The organism is Sinorhizobium sp. NG07B (assembly GCF_002532005.1).
Lineage (GTDB): Bacteria > Pseudomonadota > Alphaproteobacteria > Rhizobiales > Rhizobiaceae > Sinorhizobium > Sinorhizobium fredii_C.
This window is the reverse complement of sequence record NZ_NWTD01000003.1, coordinates 663,658-682,057: the sequence shown is the minus strand read 5'-3', so window position 1 is coordinate 682,057 and position 18,400 is coordinate 663,658. Positions and strand designations below refer to the sequence as shown.

Genomic DNA, 18,400 nt, shown 5'->3' with positions numbered 1-18,400 from the left:
TGCGGGCCTCCATCGCCCTGCGTCCAGGCCGAAGACGCGGCAGGGGGCAGGCCAAATGAACGGTGGGAGTGGCGCGCCACACCCACGTTTTCGTGGTCTTCGAGACAGGCTTCGACGGGGCTCTATTGCGCCGCGATGTCGTTCGCTGTCGGCAGGCCATCGTTCGCGCCCGCTTTGACAAGCCCTTCGCGAATGTGCTGCGTGTCGGCTTCCTGAGCGTAGTGCAAGGTGGCGAGGAAGGATTCGAGGCCAAAGTCGGGGGCGAGCGCCTGGACCTTTTTCATATGCGCAGACGCGGCAATGTCGTCGCCGAGCCAGCCGTAGCAGGCGGCAACGAAAGCGTGCTGCACGTGGTCCATTGCCGAAAGGTGCATGAATGCCTCGATTGCTTCGCCATATTGCCGGGCCGCGAAAAACGCCTTTCCGAGGTGGCTCCAGAACCGTTCCGGATGATGGGGATTGAGCCGCATTGCCTTGCGGATCCACTCGACCCCTTCTTCCGGTCGGCCGAGCCAGGTCAAGAGTTCGCCCTGCTGGACCACCACCAGATCGTAGTTGGGGTTGAGCGAGAGGGCGCGCTCCTGGTGATAGCGGGCCGCCGTCAACGCGTTGTTGTTGACGTTCACCGCCGCGAGGATGCGGTGCACGTCGGCGTCGTTGTCGTCAAGCGCCAGCGCGCGTTCGAGTTCGGCCACGATTTCGGTCCAGGTCGCGTCCTTGTCCTCGCACCAGCCGTAAACCCAGGCCTGTCCGAGAATGCAGGCCCGCCAGGCATGGGCATGCGCATAGCCGGGGTCGAGCTCGAGTGCCCTGTCTATCAGGGCTCGGGCCTGCTCATTATCCGCAATCGTGCCGCGGTGGTGCAGCACCTTGGCCGTAAGCGCGCATTCATAGGCAGCCATGTTCGCCGGCTTCGTGCGGGCGAGTTGATCTCGCTGGGCCGCCTCGACACGCCCGGGCAGCGTCGCGGCTATTGCCGCCGTCACCTCATCCTGGATGGCGAATATGTCGTCCAGTCTTCGGTCGTATTTGTCGGCCCAGACATGAGCATCGTTGATCGCGTCGATGAGCTGGACCGTCACGCGCACCCTGTCGCCGATCTTGCGGACGCTGCCTTCCACCAGATATTGCGCTCCAAGCTTCTCGGCCACCTCCCGCGCGTTCACAGGCTGGTTCTTGTAGACGAAGCTCGAGTTGCGGGAGATGACGAAAAGCTCGTGGCGGCGCGACAGCTCGGTGATGATGTCCTCCGTCAGACCGTCCGCGAAAAACTCCTGTTCGGGGTCGCCGCTCATATTGTCGAAGGGCAGCACGACGATCGCGGGCTTTGAGACCGCTCGCTTCGTATCCTTCTCTTCCGGCGGGGCCGGCAGGACGGAGCCCTCGATGCCGATCCGAAAGAGATGCACGGGACGAGTGATGTTCTTCAGCGTCTTCTCGCCCAGGTCATCGAGAGAGACTTCGAGGCGGTCGGCAATCTGCGTTGCCACCGCAGCGGTGACGCAGATGCCACCCACATCGGCGAGCTGTTCGATACGGGCGGCGATGTTCACGCCATCGCCGAAGATGTCGTCGTCGTCGAAGATGATATCACCGAGATTGATGCCGATCCTGAATTCGATCCGGCGATCCTGGGGCACGTCCGAATTGCGCCGCTTCATCCGCTGCTGGATTTCCACGGCGCATTTCACCGCGTCGGTCACGCTCTGGAATTCGACCAGCATGCCATCTCCCGTCGTTTTGATGATCCGGCCTTCGTTCTTGGCGATGGCGGGGTCGATCAATTCTATACGGTGCGTCCTGAGGCGGGCGATCGTTCCTGCTTCATCGGCTTCCATCAGCCGACTATAGCCTGCCATATCGGCCGCCAGGATTGCGGCTAGTCTCTGTTTCATCGAGTTGCCACCGATGATCTGCTCGGGGGGCGATTCTAGCGCAGCCCGGTGCGATCGGCTACCTTGAATTAGCGCCTTCTTAAGGTGCCCAGCGAAGAGCCGATCGCGAGTTGCCTGGTTGTCGCCTACATCGCCCTGCCGTCCAGGCCGAAGACGTGACAGCGGGCGGGATCGAAATAGACCGAAAGATTGGCGCCGCGCTCCACCTTTTGCTGACCTTCGAGCGCGATGGTCAGCTGCTGGCTGTCGGGAGTGATGCCGTAGAGCATGGTCTCGCCGCCGAGATTCTCGACAAGCTCGACATTGACGGCCGCAAGCGCGATGCCGCTGTCGCGGGCCGAGAGATGCTCGGGGCGGATGCCGAAAGTGACTTCCTGCCCTTCTGTTGCGCCGTTGAGGCGACGCGGCAGGCGGATCGTGCCGCCGCAGACTTCGATTGCCGTTTCGTTTTCGCTGACGCCGCCGATCCGCGCCTTGAGGAAATTCATTTTCGGGCTGCCGATGAAGCCGGCAACGAAGCGGTTGACCGGGTTGTTGTAGAGATCGAGCGGCGCGCCGACCTGCTCGATGCGGCCGGAATTCAGGACGACGATCTTGTCGGCCATGGTCATCGCTTCCACCTGGTCGTGGGTCACGTAGATCATCGTGTTGCCGAGATCGCGGTGGAGCCGGGAGATCTCGACGCGCATCTGGACGCGCAGTTCCGCATCGAGGTTGGAAAGCGGCTCGTCGAACAGGAAGATGCGCGGTTCCCGCACGATCGCCCGGCCGATGGCGACGCGCTGGCGCTGGCCGCCCGATAGCGCCTTCGGCTTGCGGTCGAGGAGCTTCTCGATCTGCAGGATCTCGGCGGCCCGGCGCACCTTCGGCTCGATGTCGGCCTTCCTGTAGCCCGCCGTTTCGAGGCCGAAGGCAAGATTCTTGTAGACCGACATATGCGGGTAGAGCGCATAGGACTGGAACACCATGGCGATGCCGCGCTTGGCCGGCGCCACCTCGTTCATCCGGTCGTTGTCGAGCATCAGCGTGCCGTCGGAAATCTCCTCGAGCCCGGCGATCATCCGAAGCAAGGTGGACTTGCCACAGCCGGACGGACCGACGAAAACGGCGAATTCGCCGGGATCGATGGTGAGGTCGATGCCGTGGATCACGTCGAGCGCGCCATAGCGTTTCTCGACCTTCTGAAGAACGACGCTGGTTGCCATTTCCAATTCCTCCCCTGCGCCTATCGCGTATTGGCGCGCCAATCGGCGTATTTCGGGCTGTCCGGGCCGATCGGCAGTGAAATCTCACGCCCGGTATCCGCCGACTGGTAGATCGCCGTCACCAGTTCCAGCGCCCGCCGAGCATCCTTCGTCGTCACCGGCAGCGGGGCCGCTCCGTTCAAATGGGCGTGGAAATGCGCCATCTGGGTGGTGAAGCGCGGCGACACCGGCTGCCAATTGCCGATCACCTCGTCTATCTGAGATTGGACCGCCTCATTGGCCGCGATGATCTTCCAGGGATCCTTGCCCGGCGTATAGGGTTCATGGCTGCTCTCGAAGGTGACATTCTCGAAATGCAGCCTGAGCCGGCTGATCTGCTCCTGCGACCCGAGCGTGCAGGACAGCGACACGAAGGCGCCGTTCCGCATCAGCAGGCTCGCCGAGGCGCAATCCTCGACCTCGATGTCGTTGACGCGGGTCGCGACTCGGCCGAACACCTTGGAGACCGGACCGAGGAGATGCAGCAGCATGTCATGCAAATGCAGCGCATGGGTGACCAGCACGCCGCCGAGCTCGGTCGCCCATTTGCCGCGCCAGGGGACGGAATAATATTCAGGCTTGCGCAGCCAGTACGTCTCGACCGAACCTACATAGGGTTTGCCGGCAATCCCGGCCTCGATGATACGCTTTGCCTTCTCGATGCCGTCGCCATAGCGATACTGGAAGATTGGCATCAGCACGCCCCGGGCGCGTTTTTCCGCTTCGATGATCTTGTCGACGCCGGCGAGCGAGCCGGTCAGCGGTTTCTCGCAGATGACGTGCTTGCCGGCGGCAAGCGCCGCGATCACCTGCTCGAGATGGATGCCGGGCGGCGTGCAGATGTCGACGATGTCGATCGTCTCATCGGCAAGCACGTCCTCGAAGGAGGTGGTGCGGCTCTCGATGCCGAATTCGTTGCCGAATTCGTTGAGGCGCTCTTCGTTGAGATCGCAGATCGCCTGGACGCGGAACTTGTCCGGATGCGGCAGGTAACCCTCGATCATGTGCAACCGGCCGATGCCGCAGCCGATGATGGCGACTGTCTTTACGCTCATGTCAGTTCTTTTCCCGGTTCTGTTCGGCGATCGCCTGGGCGCGAAGCGCAAGTTCCATGGCCTTGAAGCAGCGTTGCTGCGGCATGGCGGTTTCGGTTCGGTCGCGGATGTCGTCGAGCAGCTGGCGGCCGAAGGGAAGCTCGACTGCCGAGCAGTCGATGTGCTCCACACCATAGCGACCTGCGAGGAAGAGGTGGTTGCCGCCTTCGCGACCGGCGAGGTCGACAGTCTTGCGCACCTCGATCGTTCCGGTCGTGCCGACGATGAAGAGCCGGCCGTCGCCCCAGGTCGGCATGCCGTCCGGGGTCAGCCAGTTCACATGGATCATGCCGGTGGCCTCGGCGGTCGAAAGATGAATGTTGCCGGTATCCTGCAGCTCGGGCTCGTCGGGGACGCTTCGGCTGTCGACGCTCGCCGAAAGGATGGCCGCGTCGTCGGCGCCGGTGAAGAACAGGAACTGCTCGCACTGATGCGAGGCGATGTCGGTGAGGATGCCGCCATATTCTGAGCGGCGGAAGAACCAGTCCGGGCGCGTATCGCGCCGCAGCCGGTGCGGTCCGAGGCCGACGAGGTGCACGACATCGCCGATGGCGCCGGCGGCGACCAGCTCGCCGGCCTTGACCGTCGCCGGGCTTTCGAAATGCTCCGAATAGAGGATCGAGTAGATCCGTCCGGTCTCCGCCTGGACCCGGCGCACCTTGGCGAGCTGCTCGAGGCTCGTCATCCCCGGCTTGTCGGCCAGCACGTCCTTGCCGAGCTGCATGGCGCGGATCGCCAGTTCCGCCCGCTCGGCGGAGACCGCCGCCGTGGCGATGAGGCCGATGCTCTCATCCTCGAGGATTTGGGGGAGCGTCGCGATGCGCGGCGCATCCTTGTAGACGCCGGCAAATTCCGCCGCCAGCGCATCGTCCGGCTCGTGGAAGCCGACGAGGCGGGCGCCGGCGCGCAGCAGGCAATTCACCTGGCCGTAGATATGATTGTGGTTGAGGCCGACGGCGGCGAAACGCAATTCGATCATGATGGTCTTTGAACTCCGTCGGTCAGCGTTTCATGCCGGTGGTGGCGATGCCTTCGATCAGCAGGCGCTGGAAGAACAGGAAGAAGAAGAACACAGGCACCAGCGACAGCGTCGACATGGCGAAGAGGCCGCCCCAGTCGGAGGTGCTGCTCGAATCGACGAAGGTTCTTAAGCCCAGCTGGATGGTGTAGGTGTTCATGTCGTTCAGATAGATCAGCGGCCCGAAGAAATCGTCCCAGGTCCAGATGAAGGAGAAGATCGCGGCCGTCGCCAGTACGGGAAGCGACAGCGGCAGCATGATCTTCCAGTAGATGCGCCACGGCCCGCAGCCGTCCATCATCGCCGCCTCGTCGAGCTCGCGCGGAATGCCGCGGAAGAACTGCACCATCAGGAAGATGAAGAAGGCGTCGCTCGCCAGGAACTTCGGCACGACCAGCGGCAGGATGGTGTTGACCCAGCCGAGGTCTAGGAACAGCACATATTGCGGGATGAGGGTGACGTGATAGGGGATCATCATCGTCCCGAGCATCATCGCGAACCAGAAATTGCGGCCGGCAAAGCGCAGCCGCGCGAAGGCGTAGGCCGCAAGCGAGCAGGCGATGACATTGCCCATCACCGTCAGAACTGCGATCACCACGGAATTCCAGGTGAACCGTCCGAAGCTGACGTCGAGCCCGAACCAGCCGCGGACATAGGAGGCAAAATCCACCGACGAGGGCCAGAGCGTCGTCGAGGAGAAGATCTCGTCCTCCGGCCGGACCGATGCCGAGACCATCCACAAGAGCGGATAGAGCATGGCGAAGGAGGCGGCGATCAGTCCGGCATGGATGAGAACAGAACCGAGGGGGCTGCGGCGATTGGCCGTCGGCGGGGGGGGTGCGGTGATCGAGCTCATGGTCGCGTCAGTCATCGTAGTGCACCCAGTAACGAGAGGTCAGGAACGAGAAGGCCGTGAACAGTCCGATGATCAGCACGAGGATCCAGGCGAGCGCCGAGGCATAGCCCATGCGGAAGTTCCCGAAGGCCTCCTGATAGAGATAGAGCGTGTAGAACAGCGTCGAGTTGATCGGCCCGCCGGTGCCGCCGGAGATGATGAAGGCGGGGGTGAAGGCCTTGAAGGCCTCGATCGTCTGCACGACCGCGTTGAAGAAGATGACCGGGGTGAGCAGCGGCAGGGTGATCTTGTAGAACTGCCGGAACTTTGACGCTCCGTCGAGGCTTGCCGCCTCGTACATGTCGGTCGGGATCTGCCGCAGCCCGGCGAGGAAGATGATCATCGGCGAGCCGAACTGCCAGACGCTCAAGACGACGAGCGTCCAGATCGAATAGTCCGGATGCGAGATCCAGCTCGGGCCCTCGATGCCGAACTGGGCGAGCAGACTATTGATCAGGCCGTCGCCGGCAAAGAGCTGCCGCCAGAGCACGGCGATCGCCACGCTGCCGCCGAGCAGCGACGGCAGGTAGAAGATGGCGCGATAGACCGTGAGGCCCTTGACGCCGCGATCGAGAAGGATGGCGACCAAAAGCGCGAAGGCCAGCTTGAAGGGGACCGACAAGACCACATAGAGGAACGTCACCTTCAGCGAGGCCGCAAACTTCGGATCGGCCGTGGCGATGCGGACGTAATTGGCCGTCCCGACCCACTCCGGAGAGCGGATCAGGTCGAAACTGGTGAAGGAGAGATAGAGCGAGGCGACGGCAGGCCCGAGCGTCAGCCCGAAGAAGCCGACGAGCCACGGCAACAGGAACATGTAGCCGGCACCATGTCTTGTCAAGATGGCGGCGAAGCGGCCCTGTCCGGCGGGGCGCCCCCTGGCGCCCGCACCGACGGCTACGGCGGAATCCTGCACGGCAGCCATAGCCCTTACCCTCGCGACAGGATCTGCGTGACCTCGTTCACCAGCGTCTCGCCGCCCTGCTTCACATCGAGCTGGCCGAAGCCCACCTGTTCGGCGACGGTACGCAAGGCGAACTCGGCCTCGCCGGCGCCGCTGGGCGGAGGGGGTGGCAGGTCGCCGGCAAGTGCGCCGAGGCCGGAGACGTAGTCGAGCATGGCGCGTCCCAACTCGTCGAGTGTCGGCGCGAGCTTCTCACGCACGGCCGCCGACTCCGGTACGCCACGCTCGACGCCGAGGATTTCGGCGGCCTTGGGGTCGGTGACGAAGAAATTGACATACTTCGCGCCGAGCTCCGGGTCCTTCGTCTGAGCCGAGACCGAGAAGAACATCGACGGCTTGCGGTAGTGGCCGCCTTTGGCATCGTTGCCGATCAAGGGAAAGTTGCTGAGCGCCAGCTTGTCCTTGTTGATGCCCTGATAGGTGACGAACTGGTTGGAATGGGCATAGGAGGCGGCAGCCTTGCCGAGCGACAGCGGACTCGTCTCAGGGGTATACTGATCGAGCGCCTGGATATCCGGCGGCACGCAGGCCTTGGCTTCGCGCATGGCCGCCCACATGACGAACCAGTCGGCGGCGTCGTTCGCGTCATAGGCGATCTTGCCGTCGGCCGTGAAGAGCGCCTTCCCACGCTGGCGCAGCCAGTTTTCCAGGAGCGGTTCAACGCCGCTGCCGTCGGCGATACCGTAGAAGCCCTTGCGCTTGCCGGCCTTGGTGATCTCGGCGCCGATCCTTGCCAGATCGTCCCAGGTGGTCGCCGGGGTCGGTAGATCGATGCCGGCTTCCTCGAAGGCGACGGTGTTGACCATCATCGCCGCCGAATTGGCGCCGAGGCTGATGCCGTAGAGCTTGCCGTCGACGCTGCCGCCCTCGATCTGCACCTTGTCGAAATCCTCGACTTTCAGCACCGAGCCGAGATAATCGTTGAGGGGCGCCAGCGCGCCGCGGCGGGCGTATTCGACGATATAGCGATAGTCCATCTGGATGATATCCGGCGCGTTGCGGCCGGCGACTTGGGTCGCAAGCCGGGGCCAGTAATCGCTCCAGCCGAGGAACTCGCCGTTGATGGCGACGCCCGGGTTCTGTTCCTGAAAGAGCTGGTTGACCTTGTTGGTGCGGTCGGCGCGAGCCTGCGAGCCCCACCAGAGCATTCTGAGCCGCGCTTCCTGAGAAAGCGCGCTCGACGCCAGCATGGAATATGAAAGAAGTGCCGCCCCTCCGGCGAGCACGTTGCGTCTGGTCATGCGCATTGTCATCGGTTCCTCCTCCCTCAGGAACGCCTCACAACGTTCCGGTCCCTGGTTTCGTTACGCCGTCCTCTTGCAACAAATAACTAATTGGTTACAAGCTATGGACAAGCAATGAGCCTGTCAAGCAGTTGTGTGCGAAGGTATCATTATCTTGTAATATTTATTTACAATGTCGCACCGATCGCCACGGCTGGCAAGAGGTGCCGGAGGTGGCGGAATGGACAAGGGTCAGGCGGAAGGGAAGGCGAAAAAGGCAGGCAATGGCGGACGGGCGGAACGGGCCGGAAGTCGCGACCCGGAGCGCACGCGCGCCTCGATCCTCGCCGCCGCGACAGTGGAGTTCGCCGAGAACGGCATCGGCGGCGCCCGGGTCGATGCGATCGCTGAGCGGGCCGGCACCAACAAGCGCATGCTCTATCACTATTTCGGCGACAAGGAGCAACTCTACCTTGCCGTTCTGGAGGAGGCCTATATCGGCATCCGAACGGCCGAAAGATCCTTGAATCTGAGTGACTTGGCACCGGAGCAGGGAGTGGCGGAACTCGCCATGTTCACTTGGAAATACTTCCGCGAACACCCGGAATTCCTGAGCCTGCTCGGCACCGAGAACCTGCACGGCGCCCGCTGGCTGCGCCAGTCGACGCGGCTCAAGGAACTGCATTCGCATTTCATCGACAAGCTTGCCGAGTTGCTCGATCGCGGCAAGGCGAAGGGGCTGTTCCGCGTCGAGGCCGATCCGTTGAACGTCTATCTGACGATCGCCGCACTCGGCTATTTCTACCTCTCCAACCGGCACACGCTGACGACGATCTTCGGCCGCGACCTCATGGACGAGGCCAATCTCGAGGACTGGAGACGTCACATCGTCCAGGTGACTCTGGCCTCCATCCGCCGCTGAATCGCTGTCATGTCGTTTTTAATGTTGACAAGCGGGAATTTTCTCTGCCACAAAGTAACCGTTTAGTTACTCGACTGGGAGGGCTGGCTCACTCCCGCGAGGCCTGTCAGGGAGGAAACTGCATGCCACGTTTGGGGATAATTCTGCACGGTGTCACCGGCCGGATGGGCTACAACCAGCATCTGGTGCGCTCGATCCTGGCCATTCGCGATCAGGGCGGCATCACGCTCACATCCGGCGAACGGCTGGAGATCGAGCCGATCATCGTCGGGCGTAACCGCGACAAGATGGAACAACTGGCGAAGCGCCATAACATCGCCCGCTGGTCGACCGACCTCGACGCGGCGCTATCGGATCCGAACGACCGGATCTTCTTCGATGCCGGCACGACGCTGATGCGCGCCGAACTGATCGGCAGGGCGCTCGATGCGGGCAAGCATGTCTATTGCGAGAAGCCGATTTCCGATGATCTGAAAGTCGCCGTCAAACTGGCCCGCAAGGCGCGTGCCTCCGGGCTGAAGCATGGCGTGGTGCAGGACAAGCTGTTCCTGCCCGGCCTGCGCAAGCTGGCGCTGCTCAAGGAGTCCGGCTTCTTCGGCAAGATTCTCTCGGTGCGCGGCGAGTTCGGCTATTGGGTCTTCGAAGGCGATTGGGGCGTACCGGCCCAGCGGCCCTCCTGGAACTACCGCAAGGACGATGGCGGCGGCATTATTCTCGACATGCTCTGCCACTGGCGCTACGTGCTCGACAACCTGTTCGGCGAGGTCACGGCGGTATCCTGCCTTGGCGCCACCCACATCCCGAGCCGCGTCGACGAACAGGGCCGGATCTACGATTGCGACACCGACGATGCGGCCTATGCGACCTTTGAACTCGAAGGCGGGGTGATCGCGCAGATCAACTCCTCCTGGGCCGTGCGCGTGCGCCGCGACGATCTCGTCACCTTCCAGGTCGACGGGACGCACGGCTCGGCCGTCGCCGGGCTGACGAAGTGCTGGACCCAGCACCGCGTCAACACGCCGAAGCCGGTCTGGAACCCGGACCAGCCGCAGACCATCGATTTCTACAAGACCTGGGACGAGGTTCCGGACACGCAGATCTTCGACAACGGCTTCAAGGCGCAGTGGGAAATGTTCCTGCGCCATGTCGCCGAGGACGCCCCGTGGCCCTACGGTCTCGAGGCAGGCGCCAAGGGCGTGCAGCTCGCCGAGCTCGGGCTGAAGTCCTGGGAAGAGCGCCGCTGGCTCGATGTTCCGGAACTGGAGTTCTGAGCCATGGCGAGCATCGATCTTCCCCTCGAAGGCAGGCTCGTCCGCTACGAGCTCAGCGGCCGGCCGGTTCCGCTCAGGAAGCGGGATGCGGCGGCCTTCCCGCGCGTAGCCTTCGCGGCGGCACATGTCGTCGCCGATCCGCTCGCCGACAACGATCCGTGGCTCAATCCGGCAATCGATTGGGAGCGGACGCTCGCCTTCCGCCACCGGCTCTGGGACCTCGGCCTCGGGGTCGCCGAAGCGATGGACACCGCCCAGCGCGGCATGGGGCTTGGCTGGCCGGAGGCCCGCGAGCTCATCCGCCGGGCGCTTGCCGAAGCCCGCGGTCGGCCGGGTGCGCTTATTGCCTGCGGTGCCGGCACAGACCATCTGACGCCCGGCCCGGAGGTGACGATCGACGACATCCTCGAGGCCTATGAGAGCCAAATCGAGACGATCGAAGCCGAAGGCGGACGGATCATCCTGATGGCGAGCCGTGCGCTCGCCGCGGCCGCCAGGAGCCCGGACGACTATGTCCGTGTCTATGACCGGGTCCTCTCGCAGGTGAAGCAGCCGGTGATCATCCATTGGCTCGGCGAGATGTTCGACCCGGCGCTTCAAGGCTATTGGGGCAATGCGGACCACATGGAGGCGATGAAGACCTGCCTCAAGGTCATCGAGGCGCATGCGGAAAAGGTCGACGGCATCAAGATCTCGCTGCTTTCCAGGGAGAAGGAGATCGCCATGCGCCGGCAACTGCCGAAGGGCGCGCGCATGTATACCGGCGACGACTTCAACTATGCCGAACTGATCGCCGGCGACGACCAGGGCCATTCCGACGCGCTGCTCGGCATCTTCGACGCGATCGCGCCGGTGGCATCGGCCGCGCTGGAGGCTCTCGGCCACGGCCGGAACGGCGACTTCTTCGAACTGCTCGAGCCGACCGTGCCGCTGTCTCGGCATATCTTCAAGGCGCCGACGCGCTTCTACAAGACCGGGGTCGTGTTCCTCGCCTATCTGAACGGCTTGCAGGATCACTTCGCGATGATCGGCGGTCAGCAGAGTGCCCGCTCGCTTGCCCATCTTGCCGAACTCTTCCGGCTGGCGGACAGGGCAGGCGCTCTCGCCGATCCGGAACTGGCGCTCGCGCGCATGAAGCGCGTACTCGCCGTTCACGGCATTGACTGAGGCGGGCATGAGCGAAGTTCCTCGCATCAGGCTCGTCGAAGCGGAAGTCTTCGAGCGGCCGGTCGACTTCCGTTTTCCCTTCCGCTTCGGCGCGGCGCATGTCGAGAACGCGCCGCAGGTTTTCGTTCGGGTGCGGATCGAGGATGAACGCGGCCGCTTGGGCGCCGGCTGGTCGGCCGAGATGATGATGCCGAAATGGTTCGACAAGAACCCGGAATTGTCGCCCGGAGAGAATGTCGAGCAGCTCCGCATGTCGCTTCGCCTGGCGATTGGGGGGTTGCGGTCGCTGAAGGCTGATACGGCATTCGGCTTGCATGCCGCCGCGGAGGCGGACCATCACCGAAATGCGGCGCGGCACGGCCTGCCGGCGTTGGTCGCCTCCTATGGGCTGGCGCTTGTAGACCGCGCCATCATCGATGCAATGTGCCGCATGAACGGCGTCAGCGCCGCAGAGGCAGTCACGCGCAATCTGCTCGGGATATCCGACGCCACCGCGCCCGATCTCGCCGGTTTCGATTTGCCTCGCTTCCTGTCGCGCCTGGCGCCTTCGCCGACGCTGGCCGTCCGCCACACGATCGGCCTTGCGGACGCCTTGGGTACGGCCGACCTGGAACCCGGCCAGCGGCTCGAAGACGGGCTGCCGCAGACGCTCGACGAGGTGATCGCCGCCTATGGCCACCGCTGGTTCAAGATCAAGGTTTCCGGCCGTCCCGCCGAAGATTGCGAGCGGCTCGTCGCGATCGCCGCGGTGCTCGATCACAATGGTGAAGATTATCGCGTGACGCTCGACGGCAACGAGCAGTTCGAACGCGGCGAAATGGTCGCCGACCTTCTCGACCGGATCGAGAAGGAACCCCGCCTGAAAAGGCTGCGGGCATCCGTGCTGTTCTTCGAGCAACCGATCGCGCGCGCCGAGGCGCTGTCGAAACCGGTCGCGGCGATCGCCGAGCGCCTGCCGATCGAGATCGACGAGTCCGATGGCGATGTCGGATCCTTTCTGCGGGCCCGCGAGCTTGGCTATGCCGGCATCTCGTCAAAATCCTGCAAAGGCTTTTATCGCTCGCTGATCAATCGCGCCCGCGTCGAGAAATGGAATGGCCATGCCGGCAACAGCCGCTACTTCATGTCCGCCGAGGATCTGACGACGCAGGCCGGTCTTGGCCTTCAACAGGATCTCGTGCTGGCAGCGCTGATAGGCGCCGGGCATATCGAGCGCAACGGCCATCACTATGTCGACGGCATGGGGCGAGCGCCGGCAGCGGAGCAGGGCGCCTATCTTGCCGCTCATGGCGAGCTTTACGAAAGCGCCGCCCGACGGGCGCGTCTCGCCATCCGAAACGGCGAAATCACCTTCGCATCCGTCTTGAGGGCGGCCGGCCTCGGCTCCTCGGTCGAGCCGGACTGGGCGTCGATGACGGGCTGAGAAACCGGGAGGAGAACAGCATGCAGGTCGAGGGTCTTTCCATCAATCTGGCGACGATCCGTCAGCAATGCGGCTTCGCCGAGGCTGTGGATGTCTGCCTGAAGCACGGCATCACGGCAATCGCGCCCTGGCGCGACCAGGTAGCGGCGATCGGTCTTAACGAGGCCGCCCGCATCGTCCGTTCCAAGGGGCTGAAGCTGACCGGCCTCTGCCGCGGCGGCTTCTTTCCGGCGGCGGATGCCGCCGGCCGCGAGAAGGCGCTTGACGACAACAGGCGCGCCATCGACGAGGCGGCGGCGCTCGGTGCGGACTGCCTGGTCCTCGTCGTCGGCGGCCTTCCCGACGGATCGAAGGACATCGATCGAGCGCGACGGATGGTCGAGGAGGGCATCGCCGCCGTGCTGCCGCATGCGCGCGCCGCGGGCGTGCCGCTGGCGATCGAGCCGCTCCACCCGATGTATGCGGCCGACCGGGCCTGCGTGAACACGCTCGGCCAGGCGCTCGACATCTGCGAGACGCTGGGCGCGGGCGTCGGCGTCGCGATCGACGTCTACCATGTCTGGTGGGATCCCAATCTCGCCAACCAGATCGCCCGGGCCGGCCGAATGAAGGCGATCCTCGCGCATCACATCTGCGATTGGCTGGTGCCGACGAAGGACATGCTCACCGATCGCGGCATGATGGGCGACGGCGTCATCGACCTCAGGGAAATCCGCGGCATGATCGAGGCGGCGGGCTTCCTTGGAGCCCAGGAGGTCGAGATCTTCTCCGCCGACAACTGGTGGAAACGCCCGGCCGAGGAGGTGATCGCCACCTGCGTCGAACGCTTCAGAAGCTGCTGCTGAGAAGGTGAACTCGGATATGCATCTTACAAGTAGAAGGCGGACGTCCGGGTTTCTCGGTTGACTTTCGCCGATATCGGCCGCTAACATGTATTCTAAATTTACATGTTGTTCTTTCTGCCGCCGGTCGCGCGGTGCCACTCCAGACAGGATTGCGTGAGAGATGATGGATGACAAACGCCGTTTTGCGCTGGTCGGCACCGGTAACCGCGGCACCACCATGTGGGGCAAAGACCTTCTCGCCGGTTGGCGCGGGTTCGTCGATCTGGTTGCCATAGCCGATACCAATGCGCTGCGGGCGGAGCGTGCCCGCACGATGATCGCCAGCAATGCGCCGATCTATGGCGACGTCGACGCGATGCTGACTGAGACGCGGCCGGACCTGGTGATCGTCTGCACCCCGGACGACACCCATGACGACATCGTCGTCAAGGCGCTCGAATCCGGCGCCGACGTCATCACCGAGAAGCCGATGGCGACGACGGTCGAAAAAATCCGCCGCATTCTCGATGCGGAGAAGCGCACCGGGCAGCGTGTGGATGTCTCCTTCAACTACCGCTTTGCGCCGACGGCGGCGCGCATCAAGGAACTCATCAATGCTGGCGAAATCGGCCGCGTCACCTCGGTCGACTTCCATTGGTATCTCGATACCCGCCACGGGGCCGACTATTTCCGCCGCTGGCATGCCTATACGGACCGCTCCGGCAGCCTCTTCGTCCACAAGGCGACGCATCACTTCGATCTTTTGAACTGGTATCTCGACAGCGAGCCGGACACCGTCAGCGCCTTTGCCGAACTGCAGATGTATGGCCGAAAGGGGCCGTTCCGCGGCCCTCGCTGCAAGCTCTGTCCGCACAAGGCAAGCTGCGACTTCTATCTGGATATCAGTGCCGATCCGTTCCTTGATGCGCTTTACGAGCAGCCTTCGGAGATCGACGGCTATTTCCGCGACGGTTGCGTCTTCCGCGAGGATATCGACATTCCGGACACAATGGTCGCAAACATCCGCTACGGCAACGACGTCCATGTCTCCTATTCGCTGAACACCTTCCAGCCGATCGAGGGCCACCACATAGCCTTTAACGGAACGAGGGGCCGGATCGAGCTTCGCCAATACGAGGACCAGCCCTGGGAGACACCGCCGGAGGACGTTATACTGCTCGTCCGCAACTTCCCGAAGGGCCAGCCGCCCGTCGAGCGGGTCAACGTGCCGCATTCCTCGGGCGGCCACTATGGCGGCGACGACCGCATGCGCAATATGATCTTCAAGCCCGGCATCGCCGACCCGCTCGGACAACGAGCCGGTGCACGGGCAGGGGCGCTATCGGTTCTCTGCGGTATCGCCGCGCTGGAAAGCTCGCGCAGCGGGACACAGGTACGGCTGGCCGATCTTATGCCGGATCTCTTCGAGAAGCGGTCCGTTGCGCGGTTTGCGGCGCAATCCTCGGCCTCCGGCGGACGCCAATAACGTTGGGCTGGAGAGCTTCCGCTTCGTTTCGAGACCGGATTACGCTATCGGTCGGCTCGCACCTCGACCTCGTAAATGGAGCGCTCCGATGCCGATGAAACGAAGAACGATCATTCTCGGCGGCGGCGCCATTGTTGCGGGAGCCGGGATCGCCTTCATGGCCCGCAGCCGCGCTGGGGAGCCGATCTCGCTCCAGAGCTTTGATTGGCAGGCGTCGGACTTCCGGGCGGGCGGCACGGCGGGGATCAATGGTGCCTTACCGGAGCCGATCTTCCGGGCCGCGCCGCAATGCATCGCGACGCTCGCCCAGACGCTCGGCCCCTGCCACACAAACGACGTGCCAATCCGCAGCGATGTCACCGAGGGCGTGACGGGATTGCCGACCCGCATCAGCCTTCGCCTAGTCGAGGCGTCGATCTGCAAGCCGGTCGAGGGAGCGGATGTCGAGATCTGGCATGCGGATGCGCGCGGCGTCTATTCCGGCGAGGCGGCGGCGATGTGCAATGCCGACGATGCCGAGGCCAGAGCCACCGGCTTCCTGCGTGGCCGGCAGGTCAGCGATGCCAATGGCGTCGTCAGCTTCCTCACCGTTTATCCCGGCTGGTATCCGAGCCGTGCCGTCCATATTCATCTGCGCATTCTGCTCGGCGACCGCGAATTGCTCGTCAGCCAGCTTCTCTTCGACGACGCCTTGAGCAATCTCGTCTATCAGGGGCATCCGGACTATGCGGCGCGGCCGGTGCGCGCCACCATGAACGGCGGTGATACGGTGTTCGCCTCGAGCGATGCCGCTCGGTTCATCTTCGATTTCGAGAAGCTCGATACCGGCGTGCTGCAGGCAAGCTATACGATCGGCGTTGCGGCCTGATCCCGCTGCTCCACCCGCTGAAAGAAGCCCGCGAGCCAAGCTCGGCGAGATCGGGGCGACTGGAACGCTTTTGATCCTTGCTTTGTGCCTGTCGTTGTCCCAAAACGGCTGCACAGTTTGGCGACAAGCATTCGAAAAGGACCTGACGTCGATGAACGATCCCGTCGATATTGTCATCTACCACAATCCAGCCTGCGGCACATCGCGCAACACGCTGGCGATGATCCGCAATGCCGGCATCGAACCGCAGGTGATCGAATATCTGAAGACGCCGCCAAGCCGTGTCGAGCTTCAGCAGCTGATCGCACGCATGGGCATTTCGACGCGTGAGCTGTTGCGCGAGAAGGGGACACCCTATGTCGAGCTCGGCCTTTCGGATAGGAACCTGACCGACGACCAGCTTCTCGACGCGATGCTCGCGCATCCGATCCTGATCAATCGGCCGATTGTCGTTTCGCCGCTCGGGGTAAAACTGTGTCGCCCGTCGGAATCGGTGCTGGATATCCTGCCTAGCGGGCAGCAGGGCGCCTTCGCGAAGGAGGACGGCGAAGTCGTCGTCGATGCGAGCGGCCGCCGCGTCCAGCCATAAGAAGAGCGCTGCTCGCGCGGCGGGCTTTCTGGCCAGTTTTGCCGGGATCGCTCAAGTTGTAAGTATTTTCTGCACGGCGACTTAAAGCCTCGCCGGTACGGTGCTCCCATCTGATCGGAGGGGAGTGCGAGCCGTGAAAGTGCAAGGGAAGATTTCGTCCGGGTCATTCGGCAGCGGGAACTTGGTGCGTTGCGCGCTCGCCGTGCTTCTGGCCGCGACGCTCACTGGGTGCTCGACCACTGCGGACCAAAGCATCAAGACCGCCTCGCTGACGAAAGAGGTCGGCTATGCCGTGCCGGCCAAGAAGACTGCCAGGATCAAGCCTGTTATCGCAACCCAGCGGGCGGCCAAGGTTGTGCGCACCACCTATCTCGGCCGCGCCCCCTATATCTGCACGCCGAGCGGGTTCGGCAGAACGTCAAGCTGCTTCTTGAGATAGGGGCGGAGTTGCGCGCCGAGGCCGTGGGCTCATCTGCGGAGCCGGATTTTGCGCCGGCTCGGGAATGCGCAACTCCTACTGCATGTCTCCGGTGAGACGCGGACATGCAGATTCTAATCAATTGGATGTCTCTCGAACGACGCGCCAGTCCGGCCGGCCATAACCGTCCGGCCAGTCATAGATTTCACGATCGTTGAAGTAGACGACGGCGGTGAGCGCGGGGAATTCGGTGTGGCGCTTTGCCACGTTTTCGGCCCAGCCGTTGACATAGGAGGCATCGCCTTCATAGCCGAGTTCGGCAACGATGATCGGTTTGCCGTAGGTCTTGACGCGCTCGTAGCCCGGCGCCAGTCGCTCGACGAAGGTCTGATCGCGGCCGGTCTTGTCCTGATCGTATTTCTGATAGCCGAAGACCGAGAGGCCGATGACGTCGACGACGTCGTCACCGGGATAGAAGGCCTCGAGTCCCTCGTTGCCTTTGGGCGACCACATGAACTTCGCATCTTTCAAATGCTCGCGGCAGACCGTGACTATCCGGCGAAAGGCGGCGGCGAATTCCGTGCCCTGCCAGTGCGCCCAGGAGAACTGGTTGTCTGTCTCGTCCATTTCCTGGCCCCAGCGGATGATGAGCGGGCTTTTCAGCTTGGCAGCCGTTGAGCAGACCGCAGCCATGTTCTGGTCTCGCTCCCCGCCGAGAATGCTTTTGAGCAGCCCCTGCGACGACAGGCGCCATTTGGGCGACCAGGACCAGGGCTCGATGGTGATCATCAACGTACGTCCGCGCGCGTGGGCGTATTCATCGGCTATGTTCAAGGTTGTGAGATCGACGTCTTCCCAGGGCAGGAAGAGGTGTTCAATCCTGGAAGCCGACTGCTCCTCGAAGTCTCCATGCGGATCATAGGCACCGAAGGTGATCGAGTCTTGGGTGAAGATCGGCCGCTTGTCTATTGTTTCGGCTGCATTTCCGGCACGACCGCCGGGGGAGCTCGCCGCCAGCACGGCCCCTGAGAGCATGAGGCTGGCAAGGGCGAAGCCGATTGTCCTTGATGTCCTGTTCATCCTGTCGCTCCATCTGCGG

At 63.3% G+C, this 18,400-nt stretch carries 17 protein-coding genes; 9 read left to right on the top strand and 8 right to left on the bottom strand.

Features of this window, described 5'->3' with window-relative positions; all coding sequences use genetic code 11:
• Positions 1-122: 122 nt before the first annotated feature.
• The 7 genes from CO664_RS13055 to CO664_RS13025 all read right to left on the bottom strand — a co-directional run bounded on the left by CO664_RS13055 (position 123) and on the right by CO664_RS13025 (position 8,363).
• Positions 123-1,895 (bottom strand): adenylate/guanylate cyclase domain-containing protein, encoded by a 1,773-nt coding sequence (locus CO664_RS13055; RefSeq protein WP_097538997.1) that lies wholly within the window; start codon positions 1,893-1,895, stop codon positions 123-125.
• 125 nt (positions 1,896-2,020) lie between these two features.
• A complete protein-coding gene (gene ugpC, locus CO664_RS13050) occupies positions 2,021-3,100 on the bottom strand; it encodes a sn-glycerol-3-phosphate ABC transporter ATP-binding protein UgpC (protein WP_097538996.1) in 1,080 nt (359 codons plus the stop codon).
• 20 nt (positions 3,101-3,120) lie between these two features.
• A complete protein-coding gene (locus CO664_RS13045; RefSeq protein ID WP_097538995.1) occupies positions 3,121-4,194 on the bottom strand; it encodes a Gfo/Idh/MocA family oxidoreductase in 1,074 nt (357 codons plus the stop codon).
• 1 nt (position 4,195) lies between these two features.
• Complete coding sequence (locus CO664_RS13040; protein ID WP_097538994.1) at positions 4,196-5,212, bottom strand: Gfo/Idh/MocA family oxidoreductase; 1,017 nt, start codon at positions 5,210-5,212, stop codon at positions 4,196-4,198.
• A gap of 22 nt (positions 5,213-5,234) precedes the next feature.
• Positions 5,235-6,122 carry a carbohydrate ABC transporter permease gene (locus CO664_RS13035; RefSeq protein WP_037419463.1) on the bottom strand — a complete coding sequence of 296 codons (888 nt, stop codon included), beginning with the start codon at positions 6,120-6,122 and terminating at the stop codon, positions 5,235-5,237.
• Positions 6,115-7,071, bottom strand: a complete 957-nt coding sequence (locus CO664_RS13030; RefSeq protein ID WP_097538993.1) for a sugar ABC transporter permease — start codon at positions 7,069-7,071, stop codon at positions 6,115-6,117. Before CO664_RS13030 ends, CO664_RS13035 begins: the two co-directional genes overlap by 8 nt.
• Before the next feature lie 5 nt (positions 7,072-7,076).
• Positions 7,077-8,363, bottom strand: a complete 1,287-nt coding sequence (locus CO664_RS13025; protein WP_097538992.1) for an ABC transporter substrate-binding protein — start codon at positions 8,361-8,363, stop codon at positions 7,077-7,079.
• Between the two features lie 211 nt (positions 8,364-8,574).
• Here CO664_RS13025 and CO664_RS13020 point away from each other — a divergent pair, with 211 nt between their 5' ends.
• The 9 genes from CO664_RS13020 to CO664_RS12980 all read left to right on the top strand — a co-directional run bounded on the left by CO664_RS13020 (position 8,575) and on the right by CO664_RS12980 (position 17,322).
• Positions 8,575-9,255 (top strand): TetR/AcrR family transcriptional regulator, encoded by a 681-nt coding sequence (locus CO664_RS13020; RefSeq protein WP_097538991.1) that lies wholly within the window; start codon positions 8,575-8,577, stop codon positions 9,253-9,255.
• A 122-nt stretch (positions 9,256-9,377) separates the two neighbouring features.
• Complete coding sequence (locus tag CO664_RS13015; protein WP_097538990.1) at positions 9,378-10,526, top strand: Gfo/Idh/MocA family oxidoreductase; 1,149 nt, start codon at positions 9,378-9,380, stop codon at positions 10,524-10,526.
• 3 nt (positions 10,527-10,529) lie between these two features.
• Positions 10,530-11,693 (top strand): dihydrodipicolinate synthase family protein, encoded by a 1,164-nt coding sequence (locus CO664_RS13010; RefSeq protein ID WP_097538989.1) that lies wholly within the window; start codon positions 10,530-10,532, stop codon positions 11,691-11,693.
• A gap of 7 nt (positions 11,694-11,700) precedes the next feature.
• Entirely contained in the window at positions 11,701-13,116 is a 1,416-nt protein-coding gene (locus tag CO664_RS13005) for an enolase C-terminal domain-like protein (RefSeq protein ID WP_097538988.1), read from the top strand.
• 20 nt (positions 13,117-13,136) lie between these two features.
• Positions 13,137-13,961 (top strand): sugar phosphate isomerase/epimerase family protein, encoded by an 825-nt coding sequence (locus CO664_RS13000; RefSeq protein ID WP_097538987.1) that lies wholly within the window; start codon positions 13,137-13,139, stop codon positions 13,959-13,961.
• 160 nt (positions 13,962-14,121) lie between these two features.
• The gene (locus tag CO664_RS12995; protein ID WP_097538986.1) at positions 14,122-15,426 is read left to right on the top strand and encodes a Gfo/Idh/MocA family oxidoreductase; all 1,305 of its coding nucleotides are present in this window, start codon (positions 14,122-14,124) and stop codon (positions 15,424-15,426) included.
• A gap of 94 nt (positions 15,427-15,520) precedes the next feature.
• Positions 15,521-16,294 carry an intradiol ring-cleavage dioxygenase gene (locus CO664_RS12990; protein WP_176536588.1) on the top strand — a complete coding sequence of 258 codons (774 nt, stop codon included), beginning with the start codon at positions 15,521-15,523 and terminating at the stop codon, positions 16,292-16,294.
• Between the two features lie 151 nt (positions 16,295-16,445).
• Positions 16,446-16,883: an arsenate reductase (glutaredoxin) gene (arsC, locus tag CO664_RS12985; RefSeq protein ID WP_037419541.1), complete on the top strand. Its 438-nt coding sequence runs from the start codon at positions 16,446-16,448 to the stop codon at positions 16,881-16,883.
• A 139-nt stretch (positions 16,884-17,022) separates the two neighbouring features.
• Complete coding sequence (locus tag CO664_RS12980; protein WP_234819760.1) at positions 17,023-17,322, top strand: hypothetical protein; 300 nt, start codon at positions 17,023-17,025, stop codon at positions 17,320-17,322.
• A 117-nt stretch (positions 17,323-17,439) separates the two neighbouring features.
• Here CO664_RS12980 and CO664_RS12975 read toward each other — a convergent pair whose 3' ends face one another.
• Positions 17,440-18,381 carry a glycoside hydrolase family 26 protein gene (locus CO664_RS12975; RefSeq protein ID WP_097538984.1) on the bottom strand — a complete coding sequence of 314 codons (942 nt, stop codon included), beginning with the start codon at positions 18,379-18,381 and terminating at the stop codon, positions 17,440-17,442.
• Positions 18,382-18,400 lie beyond the last annotated feature (19 nt).